General features: G+C 65.4%; 16 protein-coding genes. 12 read left to right on the top strand and 4 right to left on the bottom strand.

What is annotated here, in order from left to right; genetic code table 11:
- Position 1: 1 nt before the first annotated feature.
- Entirely contained in the window at positions 2-1294 is a 1293-nt protein-coding gene (locus ASPHE3_RS00280; protein ID WP_013599221.1) for an ABC transporter substrate-binding protein, read from the bottom strand.
- A gap of 313 nt (positions 1295-1607) precedes the next feature.
- Here ASPHE3_RS00280 and ASPHE3_RS00275 point away from each other — a divergent pair, with 313 nt between their 5' ends.
- Positions 1608-3566 (top strand): hypothetical protein, encoded by a 1959-nt coding sequence (locus tag ASPHE3_RS00275; protein ID WP_013599220.1) that lies wholly within the window; start codon positions 1608-1610, stop codon positions 3564-3566.
- A gap of 118 nt (positions 3567-3684) precedes the next feature.
- On the opposite strand, the gene ASPHE3_RS21345 is transcribed toward ASPHE3_RS00275, so the two are convergent.
- Together ASPHE3_RS21345 and ASPHE3_RS00270 are read right to left on the bottom strand one after the other, a co-directional pair.
- Positions 3685-3822, bottom strand: a complete 138-nt coding sequence (locus ASPHE3_RS21345; RefSeq protein ID WP_013599219.1) for a methionine/alanine import family NSS transporter small subunit — start codon at positions 3820-3822, stop codon at positions 3685-3687.
- Positions 3819-5393: a sodium-dependent transporter gene (locus tag ASPHE3_RS00270; RefSeq protein WP_013599218.1), complete on the bottom strand. Its 1575-nt coding sequence runs from the start codon at positions 5391-5393 to the stop codon at positions 3819-3821. The genes ASPHE3_RS21345 and ASPHE3_RS00270 overlap by 4 nt, the downstream gene beginning before the upstream one ends.
- A gap of 226 nt (positions 5394-5619) precedes the next feature.
- On the opposite strand from ASPHE3_RS00270, the gene ASPHE3_RS00265 reads away from it, so the two are divergent.
- From ASPHE3_RS00265 to ASPHE3_RS00230, 8 genes are all read left to right on the top strand, one after another.
- Positions 5620-6333 carry an alpha/beta fold hydrolase gene (locus tag ASPHE3_RS00265; protein WP_013599217.1) on the top strand — a complete coding sequence of 238 codons (714 nt, stop codon included), beginning with the start codon at positions 5620-5622 and terminating at the stop codon, positions 6331-6333.
- Positions 6334-6417: 84 nt separating this feature from the next.
- A complete protein-coding gene (locus ASPHE3_RS00260) occupies positions 6418-7521 on the top strand; it encodes an agmatine deiminase family protein (protein WP_041651788.1) in 1104 nt (367 codons plus the stop codon).
- A complete protein-coding gene (locus ASPHE3_RS00255; protein WP_013599215.1) occupies positions 7518-9257 on the top strand; it encodes an amidase in 1740 nt (579 codons plus the stop codon). The genes ASPHE3_RS00260 and ASPHE3_RS00255 overlap by 4 nt, the downstream gene beginning before the upstream one ends.
- A gap of 82 nt (positions 9258-9339) precedes the next feature.
- Positions 9340-10596 (top strand): D-arabinono-1,4-lactone oxidase, encoded by a 1257-nt coding sequence (locus tag ASPHE3_RS00250; RefSeq protein ID WP_013599214.1) that lies wholly within the window; start codon positions 9340-9342, stop codon positions 10594-10596.
- Between the two features lie 94 nt (positions 10597-10690).
- A complete protein-coding gene (locus tag ASPHE3_RS00245; protein ID WP_013599213.1) occupies positions 10691-11026 on the top strand; it encodes a hypothetical protein in 336 nt (111 codons plus the stop codon).
- 108 nt (positions 11027-11134) lie between these two features.
- On the top strand, positions 11135-11350 hold the full coding sequence (locus ASPHE3_RS00240; protein ID WP_013599212.1) for a hypothetical protein: 216 nt from the start codon (positions 11135-11137) through the stop codon (positions 11348-11350).
- Positions 11347-12483, top strand: coding sequence for a baeRF2 domain-containing protein (locus ASPHE3_RS00235; protein ID WP_013599211.1), 1137 nt, complete (start codon positions 11347-11349; stop codon positions 12481-12483). The genes ASPHE3_RS00240 and ASPHE3_RS00235 overlap by 4 nt, the downstream gene beginning before the upstream one ends.
- Before the next feature lie 50 nt (positions 12484-12533).
- Positions 12534-12833: a hypothetical protein gene (locus tag ASPHE3_RS00230; protein ID WP_013599210.1), complete on the top strand. Its 300-nt coding sequence runs from the start codon at positions 12534-12536 to the stop codon at positions 12831-12833.
- 105 nt (positions 12834-12938) lie between these two features.
- On the opposite strand, the gene ASPHE3_RS00225 is transcribed toward ASPHE3_RS00230, so the two are convergent.
- A complete protein-coding gene (locus ASPHE3_RS00225) occupies positions 12939-13466 on the bottom strand; it encodes a MarR family winged helix-turn-helix transcriptional regulator (protein ID WP_013599209.1) in 528 nt (175 codons plus the stop codon).
- A 273-nt stretch (positions 13467-13739) separates the two neighbouring features.
- Here ASPHE3_RS00225 and ASPHE3_RS00220 point away from each other — a divergent pair, with 273 nt between their 5' ends.
- From ASPHE3_RS00220 to ASPHE3_RS00210, 3 genes are read left to right on the top strand one after another with little or no spacing between them, the layout of a single operon-like run.
- Positions 13740-14597 carry a hypothetical protein gene (locus tag ASPHE3_RS00220; RefSeq protein WP_013599208.1) on the top strand — a complete coding sequence of 286 codons (858 nt, stop codon included), beginning with the start codon at positions 13740-13742 and terminating at the stop codon, positions 14595-14597.
- Positions 14598-14614: 17 nt separating this feature from the next.
- Positions 14615-15025 carry a phage holin family protein gene (locus ASPHE3_RS00215; protein WP_041651786.1) on the top strand — a complete coding sequence of 137 codons (411 nt, stop codon included), beginning with the start codon at positions 14615-14617 and terminating at the stop codon, positions 15023-15025.
- Positions 15022-15684: a DUF3618 domain-containing protein gene (locus ASPHE3_RS00210; protein ID WP_013599206.1), complete on the top strand. Its 663-nt coding sequence runs from the start codon at positions 15022-15024 to the stop codon at positions 15682-15684. Before ASPHE3_RS00215 ends, ASPHE3_RS00210 begins: the two co-directional genes overlap by 4 nt.
- Positions 15685-15797: the final 113 nt, after the last annotated feature.

The raw sequence follows: 15797 nt of genomic DNA, 5'->3' as shown, positions 1-15797 counted from the left end.
GTTAGAGCGACTTCACTGCGGTGACGAACTTCTCCCAGGAGGAGGCGGCGTCGTCCGTCTTGTCAACGTCCACGCGGGTGAGGGCCTGCTGCATGGCGTCGTTGATGGCAAAGAACTTGGTGCCCTTGAAGGGGGTCACCTCAACAGCCTTGGCGCGCTCGGCAAAGATCTCGCCCGTAGGCGCACCATTGAAGAAGGCGTTGGTCTGTCCCAGCAGTTCGCTGCTTTCCAGGGCCTCCTTCTGGCTGGGGAAGGTTCCCTTTGCGGTGAAGGCCTTGATCTGCTGCTCCGGTGCCGTCAGCCAGTTCGCCAGCTTCTTGGCCTCGGCCTGGTGATCGCCCTGGGCAGGTACCGTCAGGTAGGAACCGCCCCAGTTGCCGCCGCCTCCGGGGAAGACGTTGGCCACATCCCAGCCGGTTACTCCCGCCGCGTTGCCCTCAATGACGCCGAGCATCCAGCCGGGGCAGAGGGTTGTGGCGAAGGCATTGGTCTGGAAACCGGAAGCCCAGTCATCGCTCCACTGCTTGAGATGGGCTGACAGGCCGTCCTCCGTGGACGCCTTGAGCACCTGGTTGTAGATGTCCTTCACCTTTTGGTTCTCCGTGGCGATGACGGTGCCGTCCTCCTCCTCGTAGGCCTTCTCGAGCTGGTTGCTCATGCCTTGGTAGATGGCCCCGGCGGAATCGAACCAGGCAGCGCCCGGGTTGGCGGCCGTGAACTTCCGGCCGGCGTCGAAGTAGCTTTCCCAGGTGCCGCCAAGCATCTTGGCCACTTCACCGCGGTCGGTGGGCATCCCGGCTTTCTTCAGCAGTTCGGCGTTGTAGCAGACGGCTTCGGGACCGGAGTCGGTTCCGTACCCCACCAGCTTGCCGTCGGCTGTGGTGGCTGCTTCGGTCTTCCAGTCGAGCCAGCGGCCCTCCACTGCGGGATCGCTGAGGTCCGCAAACTGGTCCGGGTACTGCAGGAGCTCAGGGAGCCAGTCCACCTCGACGGCTTCGATATCGGACAAGCCGGATCCGGCAGCCAGGCGGGTGGTGAGGTTGTCCCGGGCCTCGTTGCTGGTGGCCGCCTTCTTGTGCTCGATGGTGACGTTGGGGTTCAGCTCCTGGTACTCCTCAAAGAGCTTCTCGTAGCCGAATTCGTTGAAGGTGCCTACTGTCAGGGTGACCGGATCGGAACCGGTGGCATCATTGACGCCGCCTTTTTCCGGAGCCGACGATCCGCAGGCGGACAGTGACAGGGAGAGGCACGCCGCGGCGGCCGAAAGAACAAAGAATTTGCTGGGCTTTTTCACTGGGGAAGACTCCTTCGTCATATGGATCCACTCCATAGACCAGGTCCGGACCGCAGCGGCACGAGCGCGCAGGAACACGCGCAGCAACACAAGGGTCCGGTTGGGTGAGTGGTGGGAGCGAAATGGTGGGAGCGCTCTCACGCCAATGGTGTCCTACGTCACGCCAAGTTGTCAACCATGGTGGGAGCGATTCCATTTTTCCTTGCCGGGCAACCTGCGCGGTGTTACGCTTCCCCGACGAGAGCGCTCCCACGGTCGCACCATCACGCTGCCGGCCAGGCTCGACGAATCCCACCAACGAACAGGACCAGCAATGCCGCTAGCCCACGTCCCCCATCCTCCGCGTGCAGACAGGCCTTACAAACCGCACCTGCGGCGCACGCAGGACCGGCGCCGGCATGTCGCCGGTGCCGTTGCCCTCCTGGCCGGCCTGGTTGCCAGCGGCGGAAGTATGGCCGCCGCTGCGCCGGCCGCTCCCGCCGTCTCGCAGGCATCGGTGCAACAGGCTCCTGCACCGGCGGCTCCCCCGGCCCTTCCGCAGGGCGCGGAACCGGACTTCGGCCCCAATGTCCGGATCTTCGATCCCAGCATGCCGGTGGCTGAAATCCAGGCCACGGTTGATTCCATCGCCGCCGAACAGGTGGACGATGAAATGGGATCCAAACGCTACTCCCTGCTGTTCAAACCGGGAACCTACGGCAGCGCCGAGGAGCCGCTCATCGTCCAGGTGGGATACTCCACAGAAGTCGCTGGGCTCGGCGCCTCCCCCACGGACGTCACCATCAACGGGCACGTGGACGTCTACAACCGCTGCCTCACCGCGGACAACTGCATCGCCCTGAACAACTTCTGGCGGTCCCTGTCCAACCTCACCATCAATGTCACCGGCCTCGAGGGCTGCCGAAGCTCCGCCAATTTCTGGGCAGCTTCCCAGGCCTCGCCCATGCGGCGGATCAACATCACCGGCGGCAACCTTTCCCTCATGGACTACTGCACCGCGGGCCCGCAGTACGCCAGCGGCGGCTTCATCTCCGATTCGAAGACGGGCGACGTCATCAACGGCTCGCAGCAGCAGTACTTCGTGCGGGACAGCAGCATTGGCAACTGGTCCAACGGGGTCTGGAACCAGGTGTTCTCCGGCGTGGACGGGGCGCCGGCGCAGTCCTTCCCCAACCCGCCATACACCACCCTGGCGGATACACCGATCAGCCGCGAGAAGCCCTACCTCACGCTGGATTCGGCCGGGCAGTACAGCGTGTTCGTTCCCGCAGTCCGCGTGGAGTCGTCCGGGACCACTTGGGAAAACGGTCCGACGCCGGGCCGCAGCATCCCGCTGTCCGACTTCTATGTGGCCAGCCCCTCGGATTCCGTCAAGACCATCAACTCCCAGCTGGCACGCGGCAGGAACCTGCTGCTCACCCCCGGGGTTTACGGCATTGATGAGAGCATCGAGGTCAAAAGGGCCAACACGGTCGTCCTGGGGCTGGGCATAGCCACCCTCACGGCCGTCAACGGCGCCGTCCCGCTGACAGTCGCGGACGTGCCCGGCGTGGACATTGCCGCCGTCACCATCGATGCCGGCGAAGTGAATTCACCGGCTTTGATGCGGATCGGAAAGGCCCGGCAGGGCGAGGGCAGCGGGTCCGCCAACTCGGCTGTCCACACTGATCCCGCCAATCCCACCACGCTCCATGACGTCTTCTTCCGCATCGGCGGGCCGCACGTGGGCAAAGCCTCGGTCAGCCTGGAGGTCAACAGCGACAACGTCCTCCTGGACCACATCTGGGCCTGGCGTGCCGATCATGGCAACGGGGTGGGCTGGACCACCAACACCGGCAGGAACGGCGTGATCATCAACGGTGACAACGTCACGGCTACGGGCCTGTTCGTGGAGCACTACCAGGAGTACAACGTCATCTGGAACGGCGAGAACGGCAGGACCGTTTTCTTCCAGAATGAGCTGCCCTACGATGCACCCAACCAGGCCGCATGGCAGCACGACGGCGTCCTGGGCTGGGCCGGCTACAAGATCGCCGATTCTGTGAAGACCCACGAACTCTGGGGCGGCGGCAGCTACGTGTACAACAACGTGGACCCCACCATCCACGCCACCCGCGGCTTTGAAGTGCCGGTGACACCGGGCGTGAAGCTGCACAGCCTGCTGACGGTCAACCTGGGCGCGGGCACACTGGACCACGTCATCAACGACACCGGCGCACCCGTGTCAACGGACGCCGTCGGCGTTCCCAGCTACGTCCCCAGCTTCCCCTGACCAACCCCCTCGCGGGTTTCTGTCCAGATATGCCGGGATAACCCCCCACGGAAGTCCCCATATCCGGACAGAAACTCGCGGGTCATGCGGTCCCCCGCATCCGGACTGGGGCACCAGCTCAAAGTTCGGGTGCGTGCTCCTCCGGCAGGGCGCCCTCGTCTTCCGGATGCCTCTTAAGGTTCACCAGCGCAAGCGCCAGGCCGCCCCAAACCGTGAGAATAGCGATGATCATCATGGTGATGGCGATGGGAGTCATGGCGCCGTCTCCTCTGCTTCCCTCTCCACTACTTCGTCATATTCGGGATCGTGATGGGCTTTGGAACTGCGGCTCCAGGGGATGAAGGTCAGGACCAGCGCCACGACGACGAGCGCTGCGGACATGCCCCAACCGAACAGGCCAACGAACCATTCCGGATACCCCTCATACGTGGTGGAAATCTTGCTGATGAATTCGTTGGCCACCATGTAGATGAGGGCGAGCGGCACAACACCGGCAACAAGCACCATCCACAGCCGCCCCATCTTGACGGTTGAAACGCGGTTCAGGTGGGCGGACAGCAAGGGCAGCTTGCGCAGGAACCATGCCAGCACCACCACTGTGACCAGCGCGCCAAGTGTGATGCCGAAGCTGTTGACGAACGCGTCGGAGGTGTCCAGCAGGTAGAGCCCGGTGGCCGTGGGGAACAGTCCCAGCGACACGGCCGCCACCAGGACACTGACCACCACCGACGCCTGGACCCGGCCCCAGCCCAGCTTGTCCTGGACCGCGGCCACGATGACCTCCAGGACCGAAATTAGGGACGTTATTCCGGCGAAGACCAGGGACCCGAAAAACAGCACGCCCATGACGGCCCCGAACGGAGCCTGCGAGACGATGGTGGGAAACGCAACGAACGCCAGGCCGATGCCCTGGGTCACCACGTCGTTCACGCCCGAGCCTGCCGCCTGCGCCATGAACCCAAGAGCCGCGAAAACACCGATGCCGGCGAGGATTTCAAAACCTGAGTTCGAGAAGGCAACCACCATGCCCGAACCGGTGAGGTCCGTGCGGCGCTTCAGATAGGAGGAATACGTGACCATGATGCCGTAGCCCACGGACAGCGAGAAGAAGATGTGCCCGTAGGCGGCCGCCCACACCGAGGGATCTGCAAGCGCGGCCCAGTCCGGGGTAAAGAAGGCGTTGAGCCCTTCCGCCGCGCCGGGAAGGAACAGCGACTGGACCACCAGGAGCAGGAACATCACCATGAGCAGCGGCAAAAGGATGGAGTTGGCACGCGAGATGCCTTTCCGGATTCCCGCCACCATAATGACGATCACTGCCGCCCACACCAGCAGCAGCGGGAAGAAGACCGACGGCACGTAGGTGAATCCCACCCCAGGTGCTTCGGCCACAGCGAGGAATGTTCCGAAGAAGTAGCCCTCGGCGTCGTCACCCCAAGCCTCCGTGAACGAAAAGATGGTGTACATCAGGGACCAGGCGATGATCACCGCGTAATACGCGGCGATCACGAAGCAGACCAGTACCTGCCACCATCCCAGCGGTTCGGCGGCCCGGTGGAGCCGGCGGTAGGCAAGCGGCGCTGATCCCCGGAATTTGTGGCCTACCGCGTAGTCGAGGAACAGCAGCGGAATGCCGGCCGTCAGAAGCGCCACCAGGTAGGGAATCAGGAATGCGCCGCCGCCGTTGTCGTAGGCGATGTAGGGAAAGCGCCAGATATTGCCGAGGCCCACCGCTGATCCGATGGCCGAGAGGATGAAGAGCCGCCGTGAGTGGAAGGTTTCGCGTTTGGCCGGGGCAGTCCGTGGCTCCGATGCTCCGCTGCTCACGTCCTCAAACCTCCAGCCCTTGCCCGCGGCACGCAGCGCCGCACGGATCGCACCAGGACTCCGGCCGGTTCATACAGGCTCTCCCTCGGGTGGTGTTGGAGACGAAAACACAGCTACTCCCGGACTTTACTGCCCGTCTCGCCAGCACGGAAGCCCTTGATATTTGCTGCCGGAATCCCTCATTGCACCGCTGCGCAGTTCTGTGGCGACAGGCTAGGGTTCCCTCATGGACATCATCCTCGTTCCCGGTTTTTGGTTGGATGCTTCATCCTGGCACGAGGTCACGCCGGCGCTGGAAGCAGCCGGACACCGGCCTCATCCCATGACACTGCCCGGGCTTGAATCCGTTGACGCAAGCCGGTCCGGCATCACCCTGCAGGACCACGTGGACGCCGTGACAGCGGCCATCGACGGCCTGGACGGCAAGGTTGTCCTGGTGGGCCACTCCGGCGGCGGTGCGATCATCCATGCCGCCCTTGATGCGCGGCCCGAAAGGGTTGCGCGTGCCGTCTACGTGGACAGCGGTCCGCTGGGCGAAGGAGGCGTGATTAACGATGAACTCCGTGCCGAGGGTGACGACATTCCGTTGCCTCCTTGGGAAGCATTCGAAGACGGGGACCTGGTGGACCTCGACGACGGGCTGCGGGAAGCTTTCCGGCGCCGCGCCATTCCCCAGCCCAAGGGCGTGGCCTACGGCCGGCAGCACCTGCACGATGACCGGCGCTACGACGTCCCCGCCACCGTGATCGCGTGCGAGTTTCCGTCCTCGATGCTCCGGGAGTGGATCCAGGCAGGACACCCCTTCGTGGCCGAACTGTCGCGGATGCGGAACGTGGAGTACGTCGATCTGCCCACGGGGCACTGGCCGCAATTCACCCGGCCGGCCGAGCTGGCACAGGCCATCCTGGCTGCCGTGGACGGAAAGAGCCGGCCCGCCTGAGGACCGCGTTCCCTGCCCGGATTCCACGACGTAACTCTTGGCGCCACCCTTGCGCAGGTGAACCACCGTCCCCATAATAAATGAATGCCATTCATTTATTCTTCCATCAGCCCCGGGTCCACTCCTGCACCGACGCTGGACGGCTGCCCTGCCCACATGCCCGCGGAGTGGGATGTTCACCAGCGCACGTGGATGGCCTTCCCGCCGCCCAACCAGACCTTCGGTCCATCCGGCAGCCCCACCCTGGACCGGGCCCGGGCCGCCTGGACACAGGTTGCCCGCACCATCAGCCGGTACGAACCGGTCACCGTTGCGGCCCACCCCCGCGATACCACTGCGGCGAAGGAGTGGCTCGGCGAGGGCATCGCCGTAGTGGAAGTACCGCTCGACGACGCATGGCTGCGGGACAGCGGCCCCACCTTCACCCGCCTCCGGGACGGCGGGCTGGCCGCCATCGACTGGGTCTTCAACGGCTGGGGCGCGCAGCAGTGGGCCGAGTGGGGCAACGACCAGGGTGTTGCCCGCACGGTAGCAGCGGAGGCGGGAGTCGGGGTCCGGCCCAGTTCCCTGGTTAATGAAGGCGGTGGATTCCATGTGGACGGTGAGGGCACCGTACTGCTGACCGAGACGGTCCAACTGGATCCGGCGCGCAACCCCGGAGCCACCAAGGAGTCGGTGGAGGCGGAAATCCACGCCGTCCTGGGAACGAGCAAGGCCATCTGGCTGCCGCGCGGGCTCACCCGCGACTACGGTGAGTTCGGAACCCGGGGACATGTGGACATCGTGGCGGCTTTTGCAGGCCCGGGCACCATCCTGCTGCACCGGCAGGGCGATCCTTCCCACCCTGATTACGGGGTGTCCGAGGAACTCCACGCCGTTCTTTCCGGCCAGACGGACGCCCAAGGCCGGCCCTTGCGGATCATCGATGTACCGGCCCCCACCTGCCTGGAGGATGAGGAGGGCTTTGTGGACTGGTCCTACATCAACCACTACGTGGCCAACGGCGTGGTGGTCCTCTGCAGCTTTGACGATCCTAACGACGCCGTGGCGGCAGGAATCATGGAACGTGCCTACCCTGGCCGGACGGTGGAGCTTGTGGACGCCCGCAATATCTTCGCCTTCGGCGGGGGCATCCACTGCATCACCCAGCAGCAGCCGGCACCTGCAGTGAAAGGCCCGCTGGCATGAGCGGGTTCGATGTCGTGGAAGCGGGCATTGCCCGGATTCGTGCAGCACTTCAGGCGGGCCAGGTCACCAGTGAGGAGCTGGTGCGCCAGTACCTGGAGCGTATCGAGAAGTATGACTCATCCGGCATACGCCTGAATGCGCTGGTAGTGATGAATCCGGAAGCTCTGGCGGAGGCCCGGGCCTCGGACGTGCGCCGTGCGCAGGGAGCCCTGCTCGGTCCGCTGGACGGCATCCCCTATACGGCCAAGGACAGCTACAAGGTGCGTGGCCTGACCGTCGCCGCCGGATCCCCGGCCTTCAAGGACGTGGTGGCACAGCAGGATGCGTTCACCATTGAGCGGCTGCGCTCGGGCGGAGCGGTCCTGATCGGCCTGACCAACATGCCGCCCATGGCCAACGGCGGCATGCAGCGGGGTGTCTACGGCCGGGCGGAAAGCCCCTATAACGCGGACTACCTCACCGCCGCTTTCGCCTCGGGATCCTCGAACGGTTCCGGAACAGCCACTGCTGCAAGCTTCTCAGCCTTCGGTCTCGCAGAGGAAACGTGGTCCTCGGGCCGGGCCCCGGCGTCGAACAACGGACTGTGCGCCTACACCCCGTCGCGCGGCGTCATCTCTGTGCGCGGAAACTGGCCACTGGTTCCCACCATGGACGTGGTGGTGCCGCATACCCACACCATGGACGACCTCTTGGAAGTGCTGGATGTGGTGGTGGCCGACGATCCGGAGAGCCGGGGCGACTTCTGGCGCGTGCAGCCGTGGATCCCCATCCCCAAGGCCTCGGAGGTCAGGCCGGACTCCTACCTGGACCTGGCCGTTCCGGACCGGGCGGCGGCTGCCCGCGCTCTCGCCGGCAAGCGCATCGGCGTGCCCAGGATGTACATCAACGCAGATCCCAGGGCCGGAACGGCTTCCGCACCGGGCATTGGCGGGCCCACGGGGCAGCGCATCGACACCCGCGCATCCATCATCCTGCTGTGGGAAGCCGCCCGCCGGGACCTTGAAGCCGCGGGGGCCGAGGTCATCGAGGTGGACTTCCCCGTGGTGTCCAACTATGAGGGGGACCGTCCTGGTGCCCCCACCATTGCCACCCGAGGCCTGGTGCCTCCTGGGTACCTCCGCCGGGAAATCGTGGACCTTTCCGCCTGGGCCTGGCATGACTTCCTCGATGCCAACGGGGATCCGAACCTCCGCAGCCTTTCCGACGTCGATGGTGCAGCGATCTTCCCCGGCCCGGACGGCTCCCTCCCGGACCGGTACCACGGGTTCGAAGACGATATCAGTGACTACCCGTCCTGGATCCGTGCGAACGGCGTCCCGGTTATGGCCGAAATCCCCCACCTCGCGGCGGGACTCCGGGGCTTGGAGGAGACCCGCCGGATTGATCTGGAGCAGTGGATGGACGGCCTGGGCCTGGATGCCGTAGTGTTCCCGGCCGCCGCCGATGTTGGCCCTGCCGATGCCGACCGCAATGAGCATTCGGCGGAGCTGGCCTGGCGCAACGGCGTCTGGGTGTCCAACGGCAACCTTGTCCCCCGGCACCTCGGCATCCCCACGGTCACGGTGCCCATGGGCCTCGCCCCGGACATCGCCATGCCGGTGGGCCTGACCTTCGCGGGCAGGGCCTACAGCGACGCCGTCCTGCTGCATCTTGCCGCCGCCTTCGAGGCCACCGGCAGCCGCCGGGTTCCGCCGCCACGGACCAGTTCCGCAGACGGACAGCGGGACGCTGACTGACGTGGACCCGCCTTGACACCAAGGATTGTTAGCGCTGACAGTTGAGGAGGCCACAACCACTTCCAACCGGAAAGCCGACTGAATGAAGAACTGGGCAGGAAACCTCGAATACGCCTCAGCGGATGTCCAGAGGCCGTCCTCGGTGGCAGAACTTGCGGGCATCGTTGCGGGGGCGGAAAAGGTCAAGGCTCTTGGCTCCCGCCACTCCTTTAACCGGGTGGGCGACACCGATGGCGTGCATGTGCTCCTGGACGCCCTGCCGCAGAGGATCGAGCTGGACCCGGAGCGTCAAACAGTCCGGGTCAGCGGTGGAGTGAGCTACGGAACACTTTGCCGGTCGCTGGAAGAATCCGGTGTGGCCATCCACAACCTGGCCTCGCTGCCGCACATCTCCGTGGCCGGAGCGGTCCAAACCGGAACGCACGGATCTGGCGTAAACAACCAGTCCCTGGCCGGTGCCGTCGAATCCATCGAGCTGGTCAGGCCGTCCGGTGAAACGGTCACCCTCTCCAGGCAGGACGGCGACGAGTTCCTGGCAAGCGTGGTGGGGTTGGGCGCTCTGGGAATCGTGACCGGCCTGGAACTGGCCGTTCAGCCCAGCTTCCGGATGCGCCAGCGCGTGCTGGAGGACCTGCCATGGGACAGGGCCCTGGCCAGTTTCGGGGAACTGGTCTCGAGTGCGTACAGCGTCAGCCTGTTCACCAACTACGCCGGCGGCTCCGTCAACCAGGTTTGGCTCAAGGCGCTGGACTCCGAGCCTCCCCTGGGAGAGCTGTTCGGAGCCACCGCTGCCCGCACCCCCCGGCACCCCCTGCCGGACATGTCAGCCGAGAACTGCACCCTCCAAATGGATGAACCGGGCCAGTGGCTCGACCGCCTGCCGCACTTCCGCCACGAGTTCACGCCCAGCAAGGGTGAGGAGCTGCAAAGCGAATTCATCCTGCCGCTGGAGCACGCTCCGGCAGCCATAGAGGCCGTACGCAGCCTCGCGGACAAGCTCGCGCCCCTGCTCTTTGTTTCAGAGATCCGCACCGGCGCCGCCGACGAATTCTGGCTCAGCCCCTTCTACCGGCAGCAGAGCGTTGCGCTGCACTTCACATGGAAGCAAATGCAGCCGGAGGTGGAAGCCCTCCTGCCGGAACTCGAGGAGCTCCTTCGGCCTTTCGGTGCCCGTCCGCACTGGGGCAAGCTCTTTTCCGCAGGAGGCCATGACTGGGAGTCCCTCTACCCCCGCTTCGCCGACTTCCGCTCGCTGGCCGCCTCCCACGATCCGGAGGGCAAGTTCCGGAACAGACTGCTGGACAGCATCCTGGGCGTTCCGGCGGCCAGCGGACGGTAAAGGACGCCGGGCGTTCCTGCCGTGGCCGGCCTTCACGCCGGTCCGGCGGACGCGGGTTCGGCAGGCCCCGGTGCCCAGCCGATAGGCTGGACAAATGAATCGCCGTCTTGCCGCCCTGTCCGCCGCCCCTCTTCTCCTGCTTCTTGCCGGCTGTGGTGCCGTCGAGGAGGCGGCCGGCAACGCCGCCAGTGATGCCGCTTCCAAGGTCGCTTCCGCCGCCGCCGAAGAAGTGAACCGCCAGATCTGCGCCGTGGTCCAGGACGGCCTGGTCAGCGTCGAGGACAAGCAGGTGCTTGCAGGCTTGGTTTCGGCCGCCCGGACGGCCGGGGTGCCGGCAGAAATTACGACGCCGTTGGGCGAGATAGCGGCGGCCGGGGACGAGGTGCCGGCGGATTCAGTGAAGGCCCTTCAGGACGCTTGCTCCGCCTGAGGCATTCCCTTCCCTTTCCCCCTTTAAACCACCGCGTCCCGGTGCTACCGTGAAATGACGAACTAGTAAGCCTGTGATACTAAATTTCACGGAGCGAAGGAGATCGTCATGGCTGAACGCGGCAATACCAAGCACGGTCCCATCCTGGACGACGAGCTGAAACACGAAGCCCAGGGCGCGGTCCACGCAAACCAGCCTCCCCACGCGGAGGAATGGCGGGAAACAGAACCTTTCCCCGACGACACGGATCCTGCGGAGGTTCGGGAAGCCCTCAATCCGGTCGCATCACGGGACTCCATCAGCGATGAGGAGGAGGGACGGTGACCGGAAGCCTCAAGGAGTACTCGGATCTTTACCGGCTGCCCGGCCCCTGGTGCACCGCCTATGTGGATGCCGGCACCGGAACTGTGGACACGCTGGAAGCTGCGGACGTCCGGCCCGGCAACACGCGGGCGGCGCTGGAAGCCCAAGGCGCATCCCCGGCGGACCTCGATGCGATGGAGGAGGCCCTGCAACCCGAGACAGGGCTCCCTTCCCCGGTGTCCAGGTTCATCCTGGTGCACCAAGGGAAGGTGGAGCTCAACGAGGTCCTGCCGGGAGACCGTGTGGGGGCGGAACGGATTTCTGTCGATCCCATCCCCGACCTGCTGCAGCTTGTAAAACACCGCCCGGAGGACTTCCCCTACATTGTGGCGGAAGTAAGCCGGGAGCACGGTGAGATCCGGTTGCACTACGCTGGCGCAGGATCCGCTGCCAGCGTCGAAGAAGTGCAGGGAAGCACCGAGCACATCAAAAAGTTCCAGGGCGGCGGCTGGGCCCACCTCCGCTTCCAGCACCACACCGAGGATGTGTGGCGCCGCAACGCAGACGAGGTTGCGGGCGAGATCGACCGGGTCGCGGGCAGCAGCGGCGCGCGCCTGGTAGTCCTGGCAGGAGACATCCACGCCCGGAGGCTGGTGCAGGAGCAGCTTTCCAAGGCCAGCCAGGCGCTGGTATCCGTGGTGGATTCGCACACCCACACTGCAGGGGCGGACCACTCCCTTTTGGAGGACCAGGTCAATCAGCGGGTGGCCGAGCAATGGGCCGCCGAACAGCAGGACATTATGGAGCGGCTGGCCACGCAGGAGGGCCAGGCCAACCCGGAGTCTGCCACCGGTATTGGCGCGGTGGTGCATGCGCTCCAGCAGGCACAGGTGGAAGTGCTGATTTTCGATGACGCGGCCCTCTCCGAACGGACGCTGCTGGCACTGGACGCCGAGCCGTGGATCGCCACTGCGGAGGAGGAATCCCTGGCGGCAAACGTCCTCGGTGAGGTTTCTGCCCCTGCAGCCCTGCTGCGGGCGGCAGCACTGACGGACGCGCGCGTTCTCCTGGTCCCCGGCCCCGTCCTGCCTGCAGGCGTGGATGTTGCCGCCCTTCTCCGCTGGCCCACGGGACCAGCTGTGCCGTCGTCGTAAGAAACCGGCCTGCCGATCAGCCAGGAAAACCAGCCGTTGGAAGGAGCACCATGACCACCGCAGACGAAAGCCGCGATCCCGCCCTGGGCGGAATCATCGTCCCGGAAGAGGACGCCCTCCCCCAGCCCACCCGGACGGGGCACGGGAAGATGCCGGCGGACATCGACGACGACGCCTACCAGGCGGCAGCGGACCAGGAACGGGTTGCAGCCGGGCTCGCGGACTACGCGCCAGGCGACGTTCCCCCTGCCACCGACCCGTTGCCGGAGGAGGCGTCAGACGCCGCCGATCTCGCCCAGCGGGGACTTTTGGACAACCAGCCGCCTTCACGCAGCAAAGACGCCGGCTAGGACCGCCGACAGCCCTGCCCCGGATCTCCCGGGGCGGGGCTGATTCATGCCTGGGCTCTGGGACAGGGCTGATTCCCCGGTCCGCGGATCTTCAGCACAGCATGCCTAAAGGCGGGGCTGATCCACTCCGCGAAGACCGCTGCCGCGCCCCGGCGGGCGCCTCACTGTCCGGTGTTCCGGAGCCGCAAAGGGGACTACGCCCTGGTCCCGGTGGGCAGGCAGGGCGGACACAAATTTAGCCAGTTCCCGGCTCAGTACTTTCCAGTCGATGCTTGGGTCATCCGGATAGGCGTTGATCTCGGCCCGTCGGGCGGCTTCCAGGACAGCAGCCCCGGATTCCGTGAGCTCCACCTTGAACTGCCTGCGGTCCGTGGATTGGCGTGTCCTGGTGATATGCCCGGCACCTTCCAGGCGAATCAGGACGCGGCCCAGGGTCTGGCTTTGGACGCGGATCGCTTCCGCGAGTTGCTCCTGGTTCAGCGGGCCTCCGGCCAGGCCCTCGAGTGCAATGACTGCGGCGCGTGTGAGGCCCAGGTGCGCCAGGGCATCGTCCTGCCGCCGCTGCACCAGCCGGGCCGCCACAGTGATGAGGCGGTAGCTGGTCCGGGCATCTGGATCGAGATTGCTGGTCATCGGGCCGTGGCCTTCCTGTGGGTGGCGAAGTGCAGGGTGTGATCACCTCTTTTTGCGTCGCTACATTCTCTACAATAAGCATGCTTAGCATCAGATTCGCAAGTAGGCTTACTATCGCCGCCACCAAAACCCCTCGCCCCGCCGCCATTTATGCGGGCCCCCCTTGCATTCCAAAAGGGAAGTGTGCTTAGTATCTAATTAGTAACCATGCTTACTACTAGCCAGCACTGCTGGTTCTTGATCGCCAGCTGACCCTTCATGAAAGAGAGCCCGATGACAGAGAACCAATGGCCCCAGACATCCACCCCGGCTACCACTAACCCCTACGGGGCACCGGAAGCAGGCGCTACCGAAAGCTTTGGCACCGTTCCTGCTGCCGGTTCGGCCGGAAATTCCAAGAGCCAGGCGGCAAAGGAAGAGGCTTCCCACGTTGCAGGTGAAGCCGCCTCGGCCGCCCAGGGAGTTGCCCAGACCGCCAAGGAAGAAGCTGCGCACGTGGCCTCCGAGGCTAAGTCCAGCGCCCAGGATCTGTTGCACCAGGCGAAGTCGGGCCTTACGAGCCAGGCCGGGACCCAGCAGCAGAAGGCGGCGGAGGGTATCCGCACCATTTCGAGCCAGTTGCAGAGCATGGCCGACGCCCCTGACCAGCAGGGTGTGGCCAGCGACCTGATCCGCCAGGCCGCCAGCAGCACTGAAACGGTCGCCTCCTGGCTGGAGAACAAGCAGCCGGGTGATTTGCTTGGCGAAGTCCAGAGGTTCGCCCGGAACAAGCCGGGAACCTTCCTGCTGCTCGCCGCAGGCGCGGGCGTCCTCGCCGGCCGCCTCACCCGCGGGCTGACTGCAGGTGCTGTTGAGTCGCAGGGTGCTGTCCAGGGCTCATCCCCGCAGCGCTCCGTGCAGCCCCAGCCGGTTGCTCCGATCCATCAGGAGACGGTTTACGCCGCGGGCACCGACGACCTCTTCGCCGAACCCGTGGTCGGGAGCGGGGCACCGGTTTCCACCTCAACGCTGCCCGCAGGGACGGCTGAGGACACTCCCCTCCGGTACGAGGACGATCCGTTCCGCGACGAAGACGGCAGCTACCGCGCTGAGGACGGCACCTACCGGTCAACGGAAGGACGCCAGCTGTGAGTAGTTCTATTCCGGAGATGCCGCCGAGTGCGGCGCATCAGAAGGCCGATAACGCTTCGCTGGGCGAGTTGCTGGGCGACGTGACGCGGGACCTGTCCACGCTCATGCGCCAGGAAGTGGAGCTCGCCAAAGCCGAACTCAAACAATCCGCCACCAAGGCCGGCAAGGGCTCGGGCATGCTCGGCGGCGCCGGCGTGGCCGGACACTTCGTCCTGGTCTTCCTCTCCCTGGCCCTGATGTTCGCCCTGGGCGCGCTCATGCCGCTGGGCTGGGCCGCCGTGATCGTCGCCGTGCTCTGGGGCATCATCGCCGCCGTCCTGGCCGCGATGGGCCGCAAGGAACTCAAACAGATCAAGGGCCTGCCCCAGACAGGCGAAACACTCTCAGAAATTCCCCCAACCCTAAAACCAGGTGAGGTAAACCGATGAGCGATAACCCGGACGCAATCCGTTCAGACATAGAAGCCACCCGCGCACGCCTGGGCACCAACGTGGACGCGGTCGCCGACAAAGTCACCCCCTCCAACATCGTCCACCGCCAGACCGACAAGGTAAAAGGCGCCGTCACCGGGGTCAAGGAGAAAATCATGGGCGCAGCAGATTCCGCCAGCACCACCGTCCAGGACACAGTCCACTCCGGCGCCGGACACACCGGCAACGCCATGCACTCCACCGGAGAAACCCTCCACGGCGCCAAGGACACCGCCGCAGCCAAACTCAGCGACGCCGGCACCGCGATCTCCCAGGCACCGGACCAGGTCAAAGCCAAAACCCAGGGCAACCCCCTGGCCGCCGGCCTGATCGCGTTCGGCGCCGGAATGCTCATCTCCTCTCTGATCCCGGCCAGCCAAAAAGAACGCCAGGCCGCCGACCAGCTCAAAACCGCCGCCCAGCCCCTGGCCACCCAGGTCACCGACGCCGCCAAAACCGTCGTCGAAGACCTCAAGGAACCAGCCCAGGAAGCCATGGACAACGTCAAGGCCACCGCCACCGACGCAGCCCAAAACGTCAAAACCGAAGGCCAACACGCCGCCACCGACGTCAAAGACCGCGCCACCGACGCCAAAACCAACGTCCAAAACACCTAAATCGGTGCTCTAACCGGACGTGACAGGCCGGCTCCCACTCGGGGGCCGGCCTGTTCCATGTCCTCAGGCAGTTGGGCCTGGGCCCACGACCGCAGGGTTCCCTGGCCGGGCTT

This window comes from Pseudarthrobacter phenanthrenivorans Sphe3, assembly GCF_000189535.1.
Classification (GTDB): Bacteria; Actinomycetota; Actinomycetes; order Actinomycetales; family Micrococcaceae; genus Arthrobacter; species Arthrobacter phenanthrenivorans.
Note: the sequence above shows the minus strand (reverse complement) of the source record. Positions and strands in the feature narration are given on the sequence as shown.

Excerpts from the sequence above, each read along its gene's own strand:
- ASPHE3_RS00275 (WP_013599220.1), top strand. The coding sequence starts at position 1,608 with ATGCCGCTAGCCCACGTCCCCCATCCTCCGCGTGCAGACAGGCCTTAC.
- ASPHE3_RS21345 (WP_013599219.1), bottom strand. The coding sequence starts at position 3,822 with ATGACTCCCATCGCCATCACCATGATGATCATCGCTATTCTCACGGTT.
- ASPHE3_RS00265 (WP_013599217.1), top strand. The coding sequence starts at position 5,620 with ATGGACATCATCCTCGTTCCCGGTTTTTGGTTGGATGCTTCATCCTGG.
- ASPHE3_RS00260 (WP_041651788.1), top strand. The coding sequence starts at position 6,418 with ATGCCATTCATTTATTCTTCCATCAGCCCCGGGTCCACTCCTGCACCG.
- ASPHE3_RS00255 (WP_013599215.1), top strand. The coding sequence starts at position 7,518 with ATGAGCGGGTTCGATGTCGTGGAAGCGGGCATTGCCCGGATTCGTGCA.
- ASPHE3_RS00250 (WP_013599214.1), top strand. The coding sequence starts at position 9,340 with ATGAAGAACTGGGCAGGAAACCTCGAATACGCCTCAGCGGATGTCCAG.
- ASPHE3_RS00245 (WP_013599213.1), top strand. The coding sequence starts at position 10,691 with ATGAATCGCCGTCTTGCCGCCCTGTCCGCCGCCCCTCTTCTCCTGCTT.
- ASPHE3_RS00240 (WP_013599212.1), top strand. The coding sequence starts at position 11,135 with ATGGCTGAACGCGGCAATACCAAGCACGGTCCCATCCTGGACGACGAG.
- ASPHE3_RS00230 (WP_013599210.1), top strand. The coding sequence starts at position 12,534 with ATGACCACCGCAGACGAAAGCCGCGATCCCGCCCTGGGCGGAATCATC.
- ASPHE3_RS00225 (WP_013599209.1), bottom strand. The coding sequence starts at position 13,466 with ATGACCAGCAATCTCGATCCAGATGCCCGGACCAGCTACCGCCTCATC.
- ASPHE3_RS00220 (WP_013599208.1), top strand. The coding sequence starts at position 13,740 with ATGACAGAGAACCAATGGCCCCAGACATCCACCCCGGCTACCACTAAC.
- ASPHE3_RS00215 (WP_041651786.1), top strand. The coding sequence starts at position 14,615 with ATGCCGCCGAGTGCGGCGCATCAGAAGGCCGATAACGCTTCGCTGGGC.
- ASPHE3_RS00210 (WP_013599206.1), top strand. The coding sequence starts at position 15,022 with ATGAGCGATAACCCGGACGCAATCCGTTCAGACATAGAAGCCACCCGC.